At 40.1% G+C, this 17,118-nt stretch carries 16 protein-coding genes, 1 tRNA gene and 1 pseudogene; 14 read left to right on the forward strand and 4 right to left on the reverse strand.

Annotated elements, in window-relative coordinates; all coding sequences use genetic code 11:
* Window positions 1–10: 10 nt before the first annotated feature.
* The 5 genes from BM308_RS01480 (at window position 11) to BM308_RS01500 (ending at window position 6,441) form a co-directional block, all read left to right on the forward strand.
* Complete coding sequence (locus BM308_RS01480) at window positions 11–1,399, forward strand: sodium-dependent transporter (protein ID WP_074942534.1); 1,389 nt, start codon at window positions 11–13, stop codon at window positions 1,397–1,399.
* 30 nt (window positions 1,400–1,429) lie between these two features.
* On the forward strand, window positions 1,430–2,815 hold the full coding sequence (locus tag BM308_RS01485) for a sodium-dependent transporter (RefSeq protein ID WP_074942535.1): 1,386 nt from the start codon (window positions 1,430–1,432) through the stop codon (window positions 2,813–2,815).
* 100 nt (window positions 2,816–2,915) lie between these two features.
* Entirely contained in the window at window positions 2,916–5,180 is a 2,265-nt protein-coding gene (locus tag BM308_RS01490; RefSeq protein WP_074942536.1) for a transglycosylase SLT domain-containing protein, read from the forward strand.
* A gap of 72 nt (window positions 5,181–5,252) precedes the next feature.
* A tRNA-Leu gene (locus tag BM308_RS01495) sits at window positions 5,253–5,337 on the forward strand.
* A gap of 120 nt (window positions 5,338–5,457) precedes the next feature.
* Window positions 5,458–6,441: a DMT family transporter gene (locus BM308_RS01500; protein WP_074942537.1), complete on the forward strand. Its 984-nt coding sequence runs from the start codon at window positions 5,458–5,460 to the stop codon at window positions 6,439–6,441.
* 8 nt (window positions 6,442–6,449) lie between these two features.
* Here BM308_RS01500 and BM308_RS01505 read toward each other — a convergent pair whose 3' ends face one another.
* From BM308_RS01505 to BM308_RS01520, 4 genes are read right to left on the reverse strand one after another with little or no spacing between them, the layout of a single operon-like run.
* Window positions 6,450–6,884: a TIGR03943 family putative permease subunit gene (locus tag BM308_RS01505; protein WP_074942538.1), complete on the reverse strand. Its 435-nt coding sequence runs from the start codon at window positions 6,882–6,884 to the stop codon at window positions 6,450–6,452.
* Window positions 6,874–7,701 (reverse strand): metal ABC transporter permease, encoded by an 828-nt coding sequence (locus BM308_RS01510; protein WP_074942539.1) that lies wholly within the window; start codon window positions 7,699–7,701, stop codon window positions 6,874–6,876. The genes BM308_RS01505 and BM308_RS01510 overlap by 11 nt, the downstream gene beginning before the upstream one ends.
* Window positions 7,702–8,397, reverse strand: a complete 696-nt coding sequence (locus tag BM308_RS01515) for a metal ABC transporter ATP-binding protein (protein ID WP_083425390.1) — start codon at window positions 8,395–8,397, stop codon at window positions 7,702–7,704.
* Between the two features lie 41 nt (window positions 8,398–8,438).
* Window positions 8,439–9,383, reverse strand: coding sequence for a metal ABC transporter substrate-binding protein (locus BM308_RS01520; protein WP_074942540.1), 945 nt, complete (start codon window positions 9,381–9,383; stop codon window positions 8,439–8,441).
* Window positions 9,384–10,125: 742 nt separating this feature from the next.
* Between BM308_RS01520 and ruvC the strand changes: the two genes are divergently transcribed.
* The 9 genes and pseudogenes from ruvC to pal all read left to right on the forward strand — a co-directional run bounded on the left by ruvC (window position 10,126) and on the right by pal (window position 17,050).
* The gene (gene ruvC, locus BM308_RS01535) at window positions 10,126–10,668 is read left to right on the forward strand and encodes a crossover junction endodeoxyribonuclease RuvC (RefSeq protein WP_074942543.1); all 543 of its coding nucleotides are present in this window, start codon (window positions 10,126–10,128) and stop codon (window positions 10,666–10,668) included.
* Window positions 10,665–11,282 (forward strand): Holliday junction branch migration protein RuvA, encoded by a 618-nt coding sequence (ruvA, locus tag BM308_RS01540; RefSeq protein ID WP_074942544.1) that lies wholly within the window; start codon window positions 10,665–10,667, stop codon window positions 11,280–11,282. The genes ruvC and ruvA overlap by 4 nt, the downstream gene beginning before the upstream one ends.
* 3 nt (window positions 11,283–11,285) lie before the next feature.
* Window positions 11,286–12,344 carry a Holliday junction branch migration DNA helicase RuvB gene (gene ruvB, locus BM308_RS01545; protein WP_083425391.1) on the forward strand — a complete coding sequence of 353 codons (1,059 nt, stop codon included), beginning with the start codon at window positions 11,286–11,288 and terminating at the stop codon, window positions 12,342–12,344.
* Between the two features lie 4 nt (window positions 12,345–12,348).
* A complete protein-coding gene (locus tag BM308_RS01550) occupies window positions 12,349–12,792 on the forward strand; it encodes a YbgC/FadM family acyl-CoA thioesterase (protein WP_083425392.1) in 444 nt (147 codons plus the stop codon).
* A 2-nt stretch (window positions 12,793–12,794) separates the two neighbouring features.
* Window positions 12,795–13,484, forward strand: a pseudogene (gene tolQ / locus BM308_RS01555) (protein TolQ); the annotation flags it as partial.
* A gap of 219 nt (window positions 13,485–13,703) precedes the next feature.
* Window positions 13,704–14,138, forward strand: coding sequence for a protein TolR (gene tolR, locus BM308_RS01560; RefSeq protein WP_074942606.1), 435 nt, complete (start codon window positions 13,704–13,706; stop codon window positions 14,136–14,138).
* A 22-nt stretch (window positions 14,139–14,160) separates the two neighbouring features.
* Entirely contained in the window at window positions 14,161–15,168 is a 1,008-nt protein-coding gene (gene tolA, locus BM308_RS01565) for a cell envelope integrity protein TolA (RefSeq protein WP_074942546.1), read from the forward strand.
* Between the two features lie 47 nt (window positions 15,169–15,215).
* Window positions 15,216–16,505, forward strand: a complete 1,290-nt coding sequence (gene tolB / locus BM308_RS01570) for a Tol-Pal system beta propeller repeat protein TolB (RefSeq protein WP_074942547.1) — start codon at window positions 15,216–15,218, stop codon at window positions 16,503–16,505.
* A gap of 23 nt (window positions 16,506–16,528) precedes the next feature.
* Window positions 16,529–17,050 carry a peptidoglycan-associated lipoprotein Pal gene (gene pal / locus BM308_RS01575; protein ID WP_074840633.1) on the forward strand — a complete coding sequence of 174 codons (522 nt, stop codon included), beginning with the start codon at window positions 16,529–16,531 and terminating at the stop codon, window positions 17,048–17,050.
* Window positions 17,051–17,118: the final 68 nt, after the last annotated feature.

Consider the following 17,118-nt stretch of genomic DNA (forward strand, 5'->3'; position numbering starts at 1 on the left):
ACATAATTTTATGAGTACAAAGGTAAGAACTAGGGAAGTTTTTAGAACCAGACTTGGTTTCCTGCTGATTGCCGCAGGTTGTGCTGTGGGTATAGGAAATGTTTGGAGATTTCCTTATATTGTCGGTCAGTATGGTGGCGCGTATTTTGTTCTTTTATATCTGTTTTTCCTGCTTTCTGTAGGTATTCCTTTACTTACAGTTGAGCTTGCCATAGGTAGAGCTTCAAGAAGCTCAATGGCTTACTGCTATGAAAGACTTGAACAGCCTGGCTCTCACTGGCATTTCAATAAATGGTGGCAGTTTTCAGGTAACTATATCCTGATGGCCTTCTATGTAGTTGTAGCTGGATGGATGCTTTTCTATTTCTGTAACTTTGTATCAGGCAATATCACCCCAGGCATGACTAGGGAAACAGCAGGTCAGAATTTCGGTGAACTTCTTGCAAATCCTGAGACCATGTTCCTGTGTGTATTTATCACTGTGCTTTTTTCGTTCACCATTGTAGCCTTAGGCGTTATCAAGGGCGTTGAACGTTTCACCAAGCCTCTGATGATTGTGCTGATTCTTCTGCTGTTCTTTATGGCCTGCAGATCTGCTACTCTTGACGGATTTGAAGAGGGTATCAAGTTCTATCTAAAGCCAGACTTTGAGAAATTTGAGAACAATATCGGTGAGGCAATCTGGGCTGCAATGGGACAGGCATTCTTCACCTTATCAGTTGGTTTTGGTGCTATTGCTATCTTCGGCAGCTATATGTCAGAACGTCACAAGATTCTGAATGAGGCTGTTTTCATCGCAACCTTTGATACCATCATTGCCTTATTATCAGGTTTTGTAATTTTCCCTGCATGTTTCACATATGGAATCAATCCAGATGCTGGTCCTAATCTGCTGTTCATAACCATGACAGTGGTATTCTCAAATATGACTTTGGGAACTATCTGGGGAAGTCTGTTCTTCCTGTTTATGCTGATTGCTGCTGTATCGACCATGATTGCAGTGTTCGAAAGTTCAATTGCAGGTTGTATTGAGCTGTTCAAATGGACCAGAATTAAAGCTGTGGTGATCAATTTTGTCGTGATTATCGCCTTAAGTCTACTGCCAATGCTGGGCTTCAATGTTCTCTCAGACGTTCATATTATTGGTTCTAATACAGGTATTCTGGATTTCTTTGATTTCCTTGTTTCAAACAACATTCTTCCAATCGGTTCAATTGTATTTGTTCTGTTCATCTGTTCTAAGAGTGGCATGCAGTGGAAGAACTATATTGACCAGTGTAATGTCGGTAAGGGATTCTCTATGCCAACAGCACTTTATTTTTACTATAAGTACATTCTGACCACCATGGTAATCATTGTGCTTGCAGTTGGTTACTATAAGATTTTTGGTAGAGCTTAACATTAAAATTTTAAGATTTAGGATAATCGAATGAACGAGAAAAGAGAGCAGTTTAAAACCAGACTTGGTTTTATCTTGATTGCAGCCGGATGTGCTGTTGGTATTGGTAATGTCTGGCGTTTCCCTTATATTACAGGTCAGTACGGTGGAGCAATTTTTGTACTGATTTATCTGTTCTTCCTGCTTGCAATGGGTATTCCTCTTTTAACTGTTGAACTTGCAATCGGAAGAGCTTCAAGATCATCAATTGCAAAGTGCTATGAAAAATTAGAAGAGCCTGGTACCAAGTGGCATGTTAATAAGTGGTGGCAGCTTGCCGGTAACTATATTCTGATGTCTTTCTATGGCATTATCACCGGCTGGATGCTTTATTATTTCCTGAAGTTTGCTTTCGGTACCGTTGAGTCAAACCTGCCAAAGGATGTTGCCCTTGAAGGTTTTGTTTCATTACTGGCTGATCCTGTAACCCTGTATATGTGCATGGCTGCTGTTGTCGCCTTCTCATTTATGATTGTGGCTTTAGGTCTGGTTAAAGGTGTTGAGCGTTATACCAAGCCTTTAATGATGATGCTGATTATCCTTCTGTTGTTTATGGCTTTCCGTTCTTGCACTATGTCTGGTTTTGCTGAGGGTATTTCCTTCTACTTAAAGCCAGATGTTACAAAACTTGAGAATAATTTTGGTGAGGCAATCTGGGCTGCAATGGGACAGGCATTCTTTACCTTATCAACCGGTATGGGCGGTATTGCAATCTTCGGTAGCTATATGTCAAACCGTCACTGTCTTTTAAACGAGGCTCTATTCATTGCTGGTCTTGATACTGCGATTGCTTTGTTATCTGGTTTTGTAATCTTCCCTGCATGTTTTACCTATGGCATCAATCCAGACGCAGGTCCTAATTTACTGTTTGTGTCTATGACTACTGTTTTTTCTAACATGTATCTTGGCTCAATGTGGGGAACTCTGTTCTTCCTGTTCATGCTGATTGCTGCAGTTTCAACTCTGATTGCTGTATTTGAAAATATCATTGCCGCAAACCTTGAAATGTTCAACGTTAAGAGAAAGAAGGCTGTGCTGGTTAATTTCGTAGTTATCCTTCTGTTAGCTATTCTTCCTGTATTAGGTTTCAACGTTCTTTCAAATGTTTCAATCTTAGGAAATGGCACTGGCATTACAGATTTCTGTGACTTCCTGATTTCATCCAACGTACTGCCAATCGGTTCTTTAGTATTTGTTCTGTTCATTACCTCAAAGCGTGGTATGAAATGGGAGAAGTACATTAAAGAGTGTAATACCGGTATCGGCTATAAGATTTCAGAGAAACTGTTTGTTTACTACAGATATATTCTGACAACCGTAATTGCTGTAATCCTATTCATTGGATATTTAAAGGTATTCAACATAAGTCTGTTCTAATTGTTGATATCTCAGCAATTTGTGACATTTTTTTCTTAAAAACCGGCTCTAACTTTGTATAATGAAAGAGATACTGTTACAAAAGTTAAGCTGGTTTTTTATGAAATTATCAAATCTAGTAAAATCTCTTCTTCTTGGAACTTCAGTCTGCTTCCTGGCTGCTAATTTCAACTGTGCCTATTCTGCCCAGAACAATGGAAATAAGACTGCTCAGACTCAGAAGAAAACCAAGAAAGCTAATTCAACTAAAAAGACAAATAATACAAAGAACTCAAATACTTCAAAATCCGCTAACACCAAGAAAAACAGCAAAAATTCTCAAAAGTCAGCTCAGAAAAAAGCTGCACCGAAGAGCAACAAGAATTATTACAAGGCTCCGATTGAAAGAAAAGAGGTTAAACAGCCCTACGTAGCTCCTGTAGTTGATCTGAGTGCTACTAATCCTTTACTTGCAACCACTCCAAAACTAATTAATCAGAGAAAGTATTTTAAGGACGCAGAAACTGCAGCAAAGAAAGGTGATACTGCAGAGGCCATGAGAATCAAGAGAAATCATCTTGAAGACTATCCTTTGGCCCTATGGATTGATTATTGGTATCTTACCAATAACATGGATGTTGCAAAGTATTCCAAAGTTGTGGATTTTATCAATAGTGATGATCACAAAGAACTAAGTCAGATTCTTAAAAACAAGTACATAGATTTTCTGTCAAGACATGGAAACTATAAGCAGGTTTCAGAACTTATAGGAAAGAAGAAACCATTTAATGATGATATGGAAATGACTTCCTCTCAGCAGACTCTGCAGTGTCGTTTCTACGAGGCAAGATGGCATCTAGGACAGGCAGATATGTCTGCACAGATTTTTGCAAACAAAATCTATATGCAGCTTAAACCATATCCATCAGGCTGTTCGGGGCTAATCTACGTCTGGGGACAGAATGGCAATTTGAATGACACCAATCGTATGGACAAGTTTGAGAGACTTTACATTCAGCGCCGATATGCAGATTCAACCAGAAATCTTGCTTCAGAGTTCTCTGCTGATTCCAAATTCAAGAATCGAATCAATATGGCAATGGCTCTTTACGAAGACCCATCGAAAATTCTTAATGAGGATTATGTACCAGGTTCAGATGATGATCATCGTGTAGCGGTATTAGCTTTCAAACGTTTTGCCAATCTAAAACCTGAGGATGCAAATCCTCACTTTGAGTATTTCTGCAAGAAATTCCATATCACCCCTACAGAGCGTCTTGATATTATTCAGATTATTTCGAGAGGCTTTTTAGGCAGAAATTCAACCCTAGATGAAGTCAACTGGGTTGATAAGCATCTTCCTGCTATTGAATGGACAGATGAAATCAAAATCATGAGAATGAGAAAGGCAATCTGGTTCGGACAGTGGAATGTTGTCTATGATCTCTACAATCATCTGAATCCAAATGACAAGAAGGAGATTAACTGGAAATACTGGAAGGCAAGAGCTGCATATGAGATAGGCCAGAAGGATCAGAGTCTTATCCTAATGAAAGAAGTTGCTAAAGATCGCAGTTTCTTTGGATTCCTTGCTGCTCAGGAGTTAGGTCAGCAGCCTCCATTTAATCATGAGCGAATTTCAAAGACAGCAAAGTGGCCTTCAACTGTTGCTAACAATAAGGCTGCAATCAGATTCTTTGAGTTCAAAGCTTTAGACAGTGCCAATGCAAATATAGAGTGGAACGAAGTTGCAAAACACGGCACTAACGATGAAGCTATGGTAATGGCTGACTGGGCTCTTTCCTCAGGAAACGTCAATTATGCAATCATGTCGGTTATTGCAGGCAAGAGATGGGATGCTCTGGATTACAGATTCCCTAAAGCATTTTTGAATCTGTATCAGAAATACTCATCTTTAACTAATGTTCCACTCTCATTCCTGTATGGCATTTCCCGTCAGGAGAGTATGCTTAATCCTAATATTAAATCTCCAGTTGGTGCTGTCGGTTTAATGCAACTTATGCCTGAGACTGCAAGAGTGGTTTCTAAGAAGAATAACTGGGATTACAACGGACCTAGAGATCTGGTTATCCCTGAAAACAATATTCGTTTAGGCTCTGCTTATCTGAAGGATATGCTGGAGAGATTCGATAACAATAGAATTCTGGCGGCAGCTGCCTATAATGCAGGCCCTAACAGAATTCCAAGATGGAAGTCTGCTGATGGTAAGAAGCGTGATACGCCAATGTTTATTGAGAATATTCCATTTAAGGAAACCCGTCTTTACGTGCAGAATGTACTCTTATATGATGTGATTTATAAGAAGCTTCTGACTGGTAAAACCGATCTTCTTTTGAAGGATAACGAAAGAAAGTATAAATATTAAACTTAACATACTGAGTTTTAACAAATAAAATCTTTACAAATTGTTAAAATTTGGTATTATATTTCTTGTTGTGCCCAGGTGGTGAAATTGGTAGACACGCTACTTTGAGGGGGTAGTTCTTCCGGGAGTACGAGTTCAAGTCTCGTCCTGGGCACCAAGTTTTAACTCAATTCTTTTTCCCTTTCTTTTTCAAACGAATATATCATTTTAAACAATTTGTTTTCATATATGTTGGTTAGACAGTTACAATAAAAGTGAATATTTTTATGGACTGTTTATGCTGATATTTGCTTTAGTGCTACTGTATTTAATCTGGGGAATGAACTGGACGGTAATGAAAATTGCCTCTGGGTATTTCGAGCCGGAATTATTTGCAACATCCAGATTCCTTGTTGGTTTTATTGTCCTGCTGCCGCTGATTTTCTTTCATAAAACTCATCGCACAAATTTTATGAATATAATTCGGGACGGTATTTCTTGTTCTGGTGTTTTATCATATTCAGAGAGTGTATCCAAATCCAATCAATCTCTAATAACAAGATTAAAGAATAATAGTCTGTTCTGGATTGCTCTTGTAGGCATACTGCATATAAGTTATTCAAATGCTGTAGTACAGATAGCAATTGCGCATCTAGGAGCAGGAGTTTCCTGTGTTCTTAACTATACAATGCCGATATTTGTGGCCATTCTTTCCTATATCGTGTTAAAAGAGAAATTCTCTTTTGTAAAAAGTCTTGGTATAGGTCTAGCTTTCATCGGTCTTTTCATAATTATGAATTTCCGTCTTGAAGGTGAGCTCTCCATGATGTTTCTGGCTTTAAGCGGAGCTTTATCCTGGGCGGTAGCAAATCTTATCATTAAGACAAAACTTGGAGGATTGGATAAGCTGGCTCATACAACCTTACAGCTTGGATTCGGTACCTTCTTTCTGATTGTTTACTCCTGCATTGTTGTGGAGAGTCTTCCTATATTCAATCTAACCTCCATTCTCTGTCTTCTGTATAACGGAGTCCTGGCATCTGCTTTATGTTTTGTGCTTTGGAGTTTCGTTGTTGATCAGATGGATCCTTCCGCTTTGGCTGTGAGCTCAATGCTTACACCTTTAATCGGTGTTTTAGGAGGAGTAGTGTTCTTATCTGAAAGGCTGTCATCGAGGATTGTTTTTGGTATGGTTCTGCTTCTTTTGGGTGTCCTTCTGGTACAGATTGTAGTTAGACACCAAAAGAAGAGTTCGAATACTGTTGAGAAAAAACTACAGTAAGTTTTTGGTTAATCCTTTACTGTAAGCATACCTGGTTTATCCATGACTGTAATAGAGTCAGCCTTTAAAAACAGTTCAGTAAAACCGTTGTGTTCGAAGTATACAGCGTGACCTGATACACGGACCCAGGTATTATCAGGAGGGATCTCTCCATCATAATCAATATACATTCCGGCGTAGCTGTCGTTATAACAGCAGCCAGGACCTAGTCTGTATACAAAGGGAAATTCTTTTCCTTCAAACTCCGGATCATCGAATTCTCCTCGCTGAAGGTTGCCCTCAAAGGTGATGATATCGTCTTTGTATTCCTCTTCAAGGTTGGTATAGATATCATTCATGGTTGTGATAAAGAGCTTGTCCTTGATGACTATTTCTCTGCCGTATACACAGCCTGAAGCCATAATGATGATAAATACAGAAGTCAGCAGTTTCCTAAATAGCATTTGCGCCTCTTAACTTTTCGATCACAACATGAATCAGGAACAGGGCAACATTGATAAGTACAATTGAAGCTCCGGTCGGTGTTGAAAATTCATATGAAACATAAAGTCCAGCAGCAAAACAGAACAGACTGATTGCTAAAGAATAGAGTACGACATTTTTGAAGCTTCTACAGACTCTCATAGCTGTAAGAGCTGGTATCACAATCAGATTGGAGATCAGAAGGGCGCCCATCATTCTCATGCCCAATGTAATAATCACTGCACTCATCAGGGCTAAAGCCAGATTGTAGTATTTAACCTTAAGCCCTGATGCCTTTGCGAATGTCTCATCAAAGGTAATTGCAAAAATCTTTGGGTAGAACAGCACGTACAGAACGATAATCACAGAGCATAGTATTATGGTCAGGTACATGTCAGAAATCTTCATGCCTAAAATAGATCCGAAAAGATAATTGCAGACATCGGTGTTCATTCCTGTTGTAACTGAAAGCAGCATTACACCTAAAGCCAGAGCAGAGGTTGATATAAGTGCTATCGCTGCGTCGGCATGAATTTTAGATCTTTTAGATAAAGACAAAAGCAGGAATGCACAGAGCATTACAATCGGCAGTGACAGATAAAGCGGAGACTGATTAAGAACTACAGCTATCGCCAGTGTTCCAAATCCTACATGTGATAGACCGTCACCCATCATGGAGTAATGTTTTAAAACCAGACTTACGCCGATAATGCTTGCACAGGCACTGATAAATAAACCTGTAATAAAGGCTCTCACCATGAAAGAGTAGGAGAACATTTGAACTATTGAATCGATCATTTAAACGTGGTGCTCCATCAGACTCTTAAAGGTTTCGGTTTTTATGAAATCCTCAGTTTTGCCGAAGAATTTTACTTCATGTTCTATACAAAGAACGCTGTCAGCTTCTTTTATAATTCTTTCAAGATCATGACTGATCATCAGAATAGAGGTCTTGAACTTATCATTGAGTTTTCTGATACTGCTGTAAAGAAGAGACTGTGAGCTTACATCAAGGCCTGCTGTTGGCTCATCTAAAATCAGCATTTTGTCACTGGCAACAAAAGCTCTTGCAATCAGCACTGCACGTTTCTGACCGCCTGACAGATTAAAGTATCCCTTATCGAGTAAATCCTCCAGTTCAAGTTCCTGAACCACAGTGTTAATTCGCTCCTTGTCCGCCTTGGAAACAAAAGGCAGCAGATGGTGTCTGCAAAGGCCGCTTATGATAACTTCCTTTGCAGTTGCCGGAAAGTATGAACCATCATTGTTCTGCTGGGCTACATAGCCTGTGGTTTTGATGGATTTATCAAAAGAGAATACACCTTCATAACGCCTGTTTTCACGAACAAGAGTTTTCACTAGTGTGCTTTTACCAGCACCGTTCGGTCCTACTACGGCCAGATACTGGCCACGGCTAAGATGAAAAGTGATATCTTTTAGTATCTGGCTGTTGTCGAATTTAACTGAAAGATTGTTAACGTTAAGTATTGTCATATCCTAATAAAGTAGTAGCTTTCGCTACTACTGTCGTAATGTTAGTTTAAAGCTTCTTTTAGCGCAGGAAGATTGTCATTGAACAAGTCTGCCATGGTTTTGTTTGCCTTGAATTCCTCTACGGTAATATTATGGCCGGTGTTGAAAGTCATAACCTTTGCATTCACACTTTCTGCAATTGTTGATGCTATATTGTCAGAGGATAGTTCTATTTTAAAAATAACCGGAACTTTTAGCTTTTCTGCCTTGTCAATTAAGAATTTTATGGTTGAGGCAGATACCTCTGTTTCATTAGAACATCCCTTGAATGCGGCATAATAATTCAGCCCATAGTCCTTTACAAAGTATAAAAGAGGGAATCTGTCGCCGAAAATCAGAGTCTTATTTTTTGAATCTGAAATGATCTCACTGTATTTCTTGTCCAGCTCATTGAATCTGTTTATATATTCAGCGGAGTTCTTTTCATAATAATCCTTGTTTTCTGGATCTAATTTTACAATAGCCTGACAGAGTTTATTCAGGATTACCACATTGTTTTTAGGTGAGGTCCAGACATGTTCGTCAAACTCGTGTTCCTCTCCGTTTTCATGTTCTTCTTCCTCAGCCTCTGGCTGCATGCCCTCAACTTCCTCCTCATCTCTGAGGTCAACTTCCTTGGTAAAAGCAAAAGTATTTAATTTGTCGAGGTTGTCTTTGAGAAAATTTTCAATCCACTCATCGTTTTCTCCACCGTTGTAAACGAATAGATCTGATTTTTCGATTGCTATAAGATCCTTTGGTGTTGGCTCGTAGCTGTGAGCTTCTGCTCCAATCTTAAGGAGCATGGTTACTTTTGCCTTATCTTTAGTGATGTTTCTGACAAAATCGTACTGAGGAAAGTTAGTGGCGATGATATTCAGTTCTTTTGCAAATACACTCTGTGAGCAGGTCAGGATTACTAATCCTGATGTTAAAGCTAAAACTGACTTTAATTTATTAAATAACATATAGACCTCGTAAAAAATGGAATAACAAAAATTTATTAAGATTCGTATTTTGTTTATTCCGTCTTCTTTACACGGTTTGAAACTGGTGTAGCCCTGATAAGTGTTTTCTTATAGATACAGACTGTATAAAGAAAAAGACTGACTGCTAAAATCAGTGCTGTATTGTTTAAGTTTGCTCCAAGAGGAGTAGGGGATTCATCGTTTATAAGATGCAGTGAAGTGCAGATAACACAATGATCCTCTTGATCACAGTGATGGGCAGCAAAACTGGTCTTATAGAAATTGAAAAAACAGCTAAAAGTGATGAAAGCAATAATAAGAAAATATGCTTTTACCTGTTTTTTACTATTAAAAAAATACATTAGTATCCCCATTATCAAACCTGATAATTATGTCACAGTTTTTCTGTTAGTTTATGCTTACTCCTAAGAAATTTTTTCATGTTTTTCTATGAGCAAATGCTCATATAAACACATAATTTTCAAAGAATACGGTGAACCTTTGTGAACAATAAAACATCCGATTTAAATCAGTTTTAGGACATTAGAAATATCCTATCTTTTCAAAGGTAAAAATCAAAAATAATGATATAATTCTAAGCGTTGGAATAACCCGTTCAACATTGCATAGTTTAATAATCAAATCAGTTTTTGGGAAAGTATCAGGCTCATTTTTCAGACTGTTGTTTTTGCAGTTATAAGCATGAGTTTGGTGCGGTTTGTTAGTTTTCAGTAGATAGCGCATGTCTTCAATTGTTATTGGTATTGATCCTGGTTCTAGGTTTACCGGCTATGGAATCATTGAGTACATAGGAAATACTCCTAATTACCTTGGTTCTGGATGTATCAAAACCGGAGACGGGGATCTTGCCTCTAAACTGAAGATTATTTATGACGGCGTCTATTCTCTGATCGAACAGTTTCATCCTACAGCAATGGCTGTAGAGGAAACCTTTCTATCCAAAAATGTTCAGTCAACAGTGAAACTTTCTGAGGCTAGAGCCAGTGCTATTGTAGCCGGGGCAAATCTTGGCCTAAGTGTTTTTGAATATACTCCAATGCAGATCAAACAGGCTGTTGTTGGATATGGCTGGGCCGAGAAAGAACAGGTCCAGTACATGGTCAAAAGAATCCTCAGATTAAGCGGCAATCCTCAGGCTGATGCTGCAGATGGGCTTGCATGTGCTCTCTGCCACTGTTTTACTAACCAGATTACAACAGCAATGGGTAAGGAAGTTGCAGATACCTCCTCTATCCATGGAAGATTACAGAATAAATTCAAATGATCGGAAGTTTATCAGGTAAAGTTTTAAGAATCGACGGAGTCACCGCTCTGATTGATGTCAATGGTGTCGGCTACGAAGTAGATATGCCGGTATCATCTTTAGGTAGTCTTAAAATCGGTGAATCCTGCTTTGTCTATACACAGCATATCGTAAGAGAAGATGCTCAGATCCTGTACGGATTCCTTTCTGTTGTTGAGCGTTCTCTTTTTAGAATTCTTATTAAGGTTAACGGTGTCGGACCTAAAATGGCACTGGCTGTTCTGTCTACTTTTAAGGTAGATGAGTTTATTCAGATGGTGATTTCTGAACAGTCAAAGAGTCTTGAGCAGATTCCTGGTGTAGGAAAGAAGACCGCAGAAAGAATGGTGGTTGAACTTAAGGATAACCTCAAGAAATTCGCCCAGTCAGGTGTAGATATTTCTGTTGATTCATCTTCTGCATCAGCAGATCAGAGTGACAGCTTCAATGATGCTGTTGCCGCTATGACAGCCTTAGGCTATCGTGATTCTGATTCTATTAAGTACGTAAAGGCTGTGGTATCAAAGGATCGTTCTCTTTCCACTCAGCAGATAATCGTTGCTGCTCTTGCATTGATTTCAAAGGGAAAATCATAATTTATGTCACTAGATGAAAAGGGAATTTTTGCTGATACTCTGACAGTGGATTCTGTTATAAGGCCAGAAAAGACTCCTGATGAGGAGTTTTCTGAGAATCAGAGAACTTCTGAGGACAGAGCTTTAAGACCTCAGTGTCTTGAGGACTATATTGGTCAGAAAGAAGTAAAAGAACAGCTTTCAATTGCATTAAAAGCAGCAAAGCTCAGAGGCGATGCTCTGGATCATGTGCTAATTTTCGGACCTCCTGGTCTTGGAAAGACAACCTTATCTAACATCATTGCCAATGAACTTTCTGTAGGTATTTCTCAGACTTCAGGTCCTGCTTTGGAAAAGAAGGGAGATGCTGCGGCACTTCTGACAAACCTTCAGCCAAGAAATGTGATTTTTATTGATGAGATTCATCGTCTGTCTCCTGTAATCGAGGAGTTTTTATATCCAGCCATGGAAGATTACATGGTGGATATTATGACTGGTGAAGGCCCATCTGCAAGATCAATCAAGATTAACCTCAATCCGTTCACTCTGATTGGAGCAACTACACGTGCAGGAACCCTGACCTCTCCACTGAGAGCCCGTTTTGGTATAATTCTGCAGCTTAAGTTTTATGCTCCAGAGGAACTTAACATTATTATCAGAAGCTCTGCCAGAAAGCTGAATGTTGAAATCACAGAGGATGCTTCTATGGAGATTGCCTCAAGATCAAGAGGCACCCCCCGTATTGCCAACAGACTGCTGCGCCGAGTCAGAGACTATGCTCAGGTAAAGGGTAACGGAGTTGTTACTCTTGAGCTTGCCCGCTCTGCACTATCGATGTTAAGAATTGATGAGGATGGCTTTGATGACTTTGACAGGCAGTATTTGCGCTGTATAATCGAAGATTTTAATGGCGGTCCTGTGGGAATAGAGAGTCTAGCCGCATCCTTAGGTCACGATAGAGATACTCTGGAAAATGTGGTAGAGCCTTATATCATACAGCAGGGCTATGTTCAGCGCTCGAGAACGGGCAGAATGGCAACAGCCAAAGCTTATGCAAAGTTCGGACTGCAGAAAGGATCATAATTTAATGTCAGCCAAAACATTTTCTATAAATGCCCGCGTTTACTATGAGGACACTGATGCTGGTGGAATCGTTTATTACGCCAACTATTTAAAATTCTGTGAGCGAGCCAGAACCGACTGGCTTAGAGGAATGGGGCTTTCTCAGTCTTCAATGCTTGAGGATAAAAAAGGTTTTGTTATCAAAAATATCAAGGGCAACTACATCAGTTCAGCAAGGCTTGATGACATGCTCAAGATAACCTGCATCCCTACAAAAGCTCGCTTTGCAAGTTTAAAAATTTTTCAACAAGTTTATAATCAGCACGACGAACTGCTGTTTGAGTTTGAATGCAGTGTTGCATTCGTTGATCTGGCTAAACATAAGCCTGCAACCATGCCTAAAGAGGCAATAGAATATATCAAGCAGTTTGTTCCAGAGGATGTTTCTCATCTAGAGGTAAAAATCTAAAAATGGATACTTCAGGTTCATTATCAATTACTCACCTTATATTTAATGCAAGTCCGCTTGTACAGATTGTTATGCTGTTCCTGCTCGGACTATCTATTGCATCCTGGACAATTATTTTCTCAAAATCAAATTCCTATAAGGCAGCTCGTGCTAAGGCTGATGAGTTTGAAGATAAGTTCTGGTCTGGTATTGACCTTAATAACCTTTATCAGGAATGTATCAAGAAAGGACAGGATCTTATCGGTCTTGAGGTTATTTATTCTTCAGGTTTCAAAGAGTTCGTAAGACTGATTAACTCTGGTCCTGCCGATCAGGAAGTTGTTATGGACGGTACATATCGTCAGATGAAGGTTTCTCAGTCACGAGAGATGGAGAATCTTGAATCTCATCTGGCAACTCTTGCTACCATTGGTTCTATCAGTCCTTATATCGGACTGTTTGGTACCGTATGGGGTATTATGCACGCATTTATTGCTTTAGCAGCAGTTAAGAATGCAACTCTGTCTATGGTTGCTCCTCCAATTGCAGAAGCTCTGATTGCAACTGCTATGGGTCTTTTCGCCGCTATTCCTGCAGTTATGTTCTACAACAGATTCGTTTCAAAGGTTGAGGCTTTAGAGAACCGTTATATTAACTTCATGGATGAGTTTGCTACTATTCTGAATCGCAGACTGGTAAGAGTTCGTTCTGAAATGAATATGAAGTCCAATGAGATTCCGCAGAATAATGTTCAGCCATCTGCAGGTTATTCTCAGAAAAGCTTTAATCACCCACTAGGTGAAGAACAGCAGAATCAGTATTCAAGAGCCAGAGTAAATACCCAGAGTTCTCCATACCAGACTCCTGGTGTAGAGGGTGACAGATACCGTAATTCATCTCGTTCACCATTACAGGGACAGTAAAAAATGCAGATGGCCCGTACCAGACATACTAAATCAAGAGCCAAGGCAGAAATCAATGTGGTTCCTTACATTGACGTTATGCTGGTTCTACTGGTTATTTTTATTGCAACAGCTCCTGTTGTTATGCAGGGCGTTACCGTTGATCTTCCTCAGGCTAAAGCTGAAACAATGAATCAGGATGAGATGACTCCTATTATTGCTACAGTGGATAAGGTAGGTCAGTTTTATGTAACCATCGATACCTCAACTGTAAAGATGGGCAGTTTAGATGAGTTAACCAATTATGTTGCTGAGGAACTGCAGAAAGATCAGGCTCATCAGCGTCCGGTAGTTGTACAGGGCGACGCTCAGGTTGCATATGACAATGTTATTCAGCTTATGAATGCACTGAAAAACGGTGGCGTAAAAAGTGTTGGTTTGGTTACTGAACCAATATCAAACTAATTAAGTTTTAGGTATTATTGTTATGAAGATTAACATGAAGGTGGCCTTTATATTGGCGGTGATCCTTCATTTGATTATTCTTGGTGTGCTTTTGGTTCGTGTTTCATTAAGCAAACCATCAAAGCCAAATATGGGGCAGGGCGATATTATGCATGCTACCTTTGTCCCTCCTGCAAAGGGTAATCCAAATGGAAAAGCAGCTGCTAAAAAACAGGCTCCAGCTCCGGTTGTGGAAGAACCTGATACCAAACAGGAACAGCTGCAGAAACAGCAGGAAGCTAAGAGAGAGCTTGAAAAACGCATCGAAGAGCAGAAGATTCAGGAACAGAAGATTCAGAAACAGCAGGAAGAAGCTAAGAAGCTAGCTCTGAAGAAAGCTGAGGAAAAGAAGAAGCTTGAAGAGAAGAAAAAGCTAGAAGAGCAGAAAAAGAAGCTCGAGGCTGAAAAGAAAAAGCTTGAAGAAGAAAAGAAAAAGCTCGAAGAGAAAAAGAAGCTTGAAGAGCAGAAAAAACTAGAAGAGAAAAAGAAACTCGAAGAGCAGAAAAAGCTTGAAGAGAAGAAAAAATTAGAAGAAAAGAAGAAAGCTGAAGCAGAAGCCAAGAAAAAAGCTGAAGAAGCTGCTAAAAAGAAAGCAGAAGCTGAAGCTAAGGCGAAGGCTCAGGCTGAGGCAAAAGCCAAAGCAGAGGCAGATTCTCTTGAGGATGACATTTTAGGTACAGCCGATGGAGATGAGGTCAACGGTCAGGGCTTAGGTTCTGGCGGTGGTGGCGGTGAAGCCGGATACGGTGACAAGGTTCGCGGTCTGATTGAACAGAACTGGAGAATCGATCCTTCCATGAATGGAAAGAAGGTTGTGGTAACAATCAAGATCGGTTCAAACGGACTTGTTTCCGATGAAAGCTGTCAGGGCGATGAGAAGGTATGTAAGAGCGCACTGGATGCAATCAGACTGGTGGGAATGTTCCCAGCACCACCTGCAACCTGTCCAGAGTGTTCTAATATTAAAATTTCAATGACACCTAAGCTTTAGATAAGCAAAGGCCGGTTAATATAATGTACAAGGGGAGTTATAAAAGAATGCTAAAACGTTTTTTTGCATCAATTGCTTTTCTGTTAGCTGCATCTACAGCTAATGCGGATCTGCAGATTGAGATTACAGGTGGTATCAACGAGGGCCACAAGATTGCAGTATATCCGTTTACACAGAATCCTGCTGTAAAACTGGATGTTGCTTCAGTTGTTTCTGCAGATTTAATGAGATCCGGTAAGTTCTCTCCAATTGCAGCTTCAGCTCTTCCACAGGGCGCTGTTTCAAATGGCAGCATTACCAATCTTGATGCAGTGGCAGCTACCGGTGCTGAGGTTGCTGTTTCTGGTATTGTAAATGAGGTTGGTGCCAACAACTACAATGTTGAGTTTGTAGTTACCGGTCTTCAGGGGGCAAACAAGGGTAAGGTTTTAGCTCACTTCAAGGGCAATTCATCAGTAGCAACCATGCGTCAGGCTGCTCACCGTGTATCAGACAGAGTATACGAGACTTTCACCGGACAGAAAGGCTGTTTCAGAACACGTATTGCCTACGTTGTATATAAGAAGGGGGCTACCTTTCCATATCAGCTGATGACTGCTGACTATGACGGCTACAACGAGACTCCAATTGTTAAGTCAACTCAGCCTGTTATGACACCTGCTTGGTCTCCAGACGGTAAGAGACTTGCCTACGTAAGTTTCGAGAAGAGAACTCCTGCAATTTTCGTTCAGGATATTTACTCTAAGAAGCGTACCAAGCTTGCTTCTTTCTCGGGTCTGAACAGTTCTCCATCATGGTCTCCTGATGGCAGCAAGATTGCTATGACCCTTTCAAAGGATGGTCAGCCTGATATTTACTACTATGATCTGAATGCTTCAAAGTTTGTTCGTGTAACTGCTAACAGAGCAATTGATACCGAACCTACCTGGGCTCCAGACAGCAAGGCTTTATACTTCACCTCAGAGCGTGGCGGTAAGGCACAGATTTATAAGTTTGATTTTGCAACCAGCAAGACTGAGCGCGTGACCTATCAGGGTGCACGTAACCTTTCAGCAAAATCAATTCCAGGTACAAACTCTCTGATTGTAATTACTCAGGTTAACGGTTTCCGTGTAGCACGTGTCGACGCTGACGGTAGCATTTATATGCTAACCACATCATCATTAGATGAATCTCCAAGTGTTGCTCCTAACGGAAGTATGGTAATATACTCAACAGTATATCAGGGTAGAAAAGGTCTAGCCCTAGTTTCAGCTGACGGCAGATTTAAGGCAAACCTTCCTTCAAGCTCAGGTGAGATTAGCGCACCAGCTTGGGGTCCACTTTTATCAAAATAACTTCATAAATTAAGGAATCGAAAATGTTTAAGAAGTATTTGTCAATCTTACTGTGCTCAGTAGCAATTTGCTCTTTAACTGCTTGTTCTACATCAGATGATTCTTCAGCTATGGTTGAAGATGGTTCATCAGATGCTGCTTTAGGTCTAGATGCTGATGGTGCTTTAACCGTTGGTGATCCTAACGCTCGCGACGGATTTAATGGTCCTGCTGAGCTACAGGGTAACAACACTGTTTACTTTGCATATAACTCAGAGAACATTCAGGATCAGTACTTAGGTGTAATGCAGGCCCACGCTCAGTACCTAAAGAAGAATCCTGATGCAAGAGTTATCATCGAAGGTCATACCGATGAGCGTGGTACTCCAGAGTACAACATTGCTCTAGGTGAGAGAAGAGCACGTTCAGTTGCTCGCTACATGCAGAACTTAGGTGTTGATGTTAACCAGCTTTCAATTGTAAGCTATGGCGAAGAGAAGCCTGCAGTTGATGGTCACAACGAAGGTGCATGGTCAAAGAATCGTCGTGCTGTTTTAAATTACTAATTTAAAATCAGACAGGTTTATAAGGAGGCGTAAAAGTTAATTTTACGCCTTTTTATATTCACGCATGC

Source organism: Succinivibrio dextrinosolvens (assembly GCF_900116345.1).
Classification (GTDB): Bacteria; Pseudomonadota; Gammaproteobacteria; order Enterobacterales; family Succinivibrionaceae; genus Succinivibrio; species Succinivibrio dextrinosolvens_B.

Bases quoted from the DNA above. Each gene is read 5' to 3' on its own strand.
- BM308_RS01510 (WP_074942539.1), bottom strand. From the start codon at position 7,701: ATGATCGATTCAATAGTTCAAATGTTCTCCTACTCTTTCATGGTGAGA.
- ruvC (WP_074942543.1), top strand. From the start codon at position 10,126: ATGTCTTCAATTGTTATTGGTATTGATCCTGGTTCTAGGTTTACCGGC.
- BM308_RS01500 (WP_074942537.1), top strand. From the start codon at position 5,458: ATGCTGATATTTGCTTTAGTGCTACTGTATTTAATCTGGGGAATGAAC.
- BM308_RS01520 (WP_074942540.1), bottom strand. From the start codon at position 9,383: ATGTTATTTAATAAATTAAAGTCAGTTTTAGCTTTAACATCAGGATTA.
- tolA (WP_074942546.1), top strand. From the start codon at position 14,161: ATGAAGATTAACATGAAGGTGGCCTTTATATTGGCGGTGATCCTTCAT.
- tolR (WP_074942606.1), top strand. From the start codon at position 13,704: ATGGCCCGTACCAGACATACTAAATCAAGAGCCAAGGCAGAAATCAAT.
- BM308_RS01550 (WP_083425392.1), top strand. From the start codon at position 12,349: ATGTCAGCCAAAACATTTTCTATAAATGCCCGCGTTTACTATGAGGAC.
- BM308_RS01485 (WP_074942535.1), top strand. From the start codon at position 1,430: ATGAACGAGAAAAGAGAGCAGTTTAAAACCAGACTTGGTTTTATCTTG.
- BM308_RS01505 (WP_074942538.1), bottom strand. From the start codon at position 6,884: ATGCTATTTAGGAAACTGCTGACTTCTGTATTTATCATCATTATGGCT.
- tolB (WP_074942547.1), top strand. From the start codon at position 15,216: ATGCTAAAACGTTTTTTTGCATCAATTGCTTTTCTGTTAGCTGCATCT.
- BM308_RS01490 (WP_074942536.1), top strand. From the start codon at position 2,916: ATGAAATTATCAAATCTAGTAAAATCTCTTCTTCTTGGAACTTCAGTC.
- BM308_RS01515 (WP_083425390.1), bottom strand. From the start codon at position 8,397: ATGACAATACTTAACGTTAACAATCTTTCAGTTAAATTCGACAACAGC.
- ruvA (WP_074942544.1), top strand. From the start codon at position 10,665: ATGATCGGAAGTTTATCAGGTAAAGTTTTAAGAATCGACGGAGTCACC.
- BM308_RS01480 (WP_074942534.1), top strand. From the start codon at position 11: ATGAGTACAAAGGTAAGAACTAGGGAAGTTTTTAGAACCAGACTTGGT.
- ruvB (WP_083425391.1), top strand. From the start codon at position 11,286: ATGTCACTAGATGAAAAGGGAATTTTTGCTGATACTCTGACAGTGGAT.
- pal (WP_074840633.1), top strand. From the start codon at position 16,529: ATGTTTAAGAAGTATTTGTCAATCTTACTGTGCTCAGTAGCAATTTGC.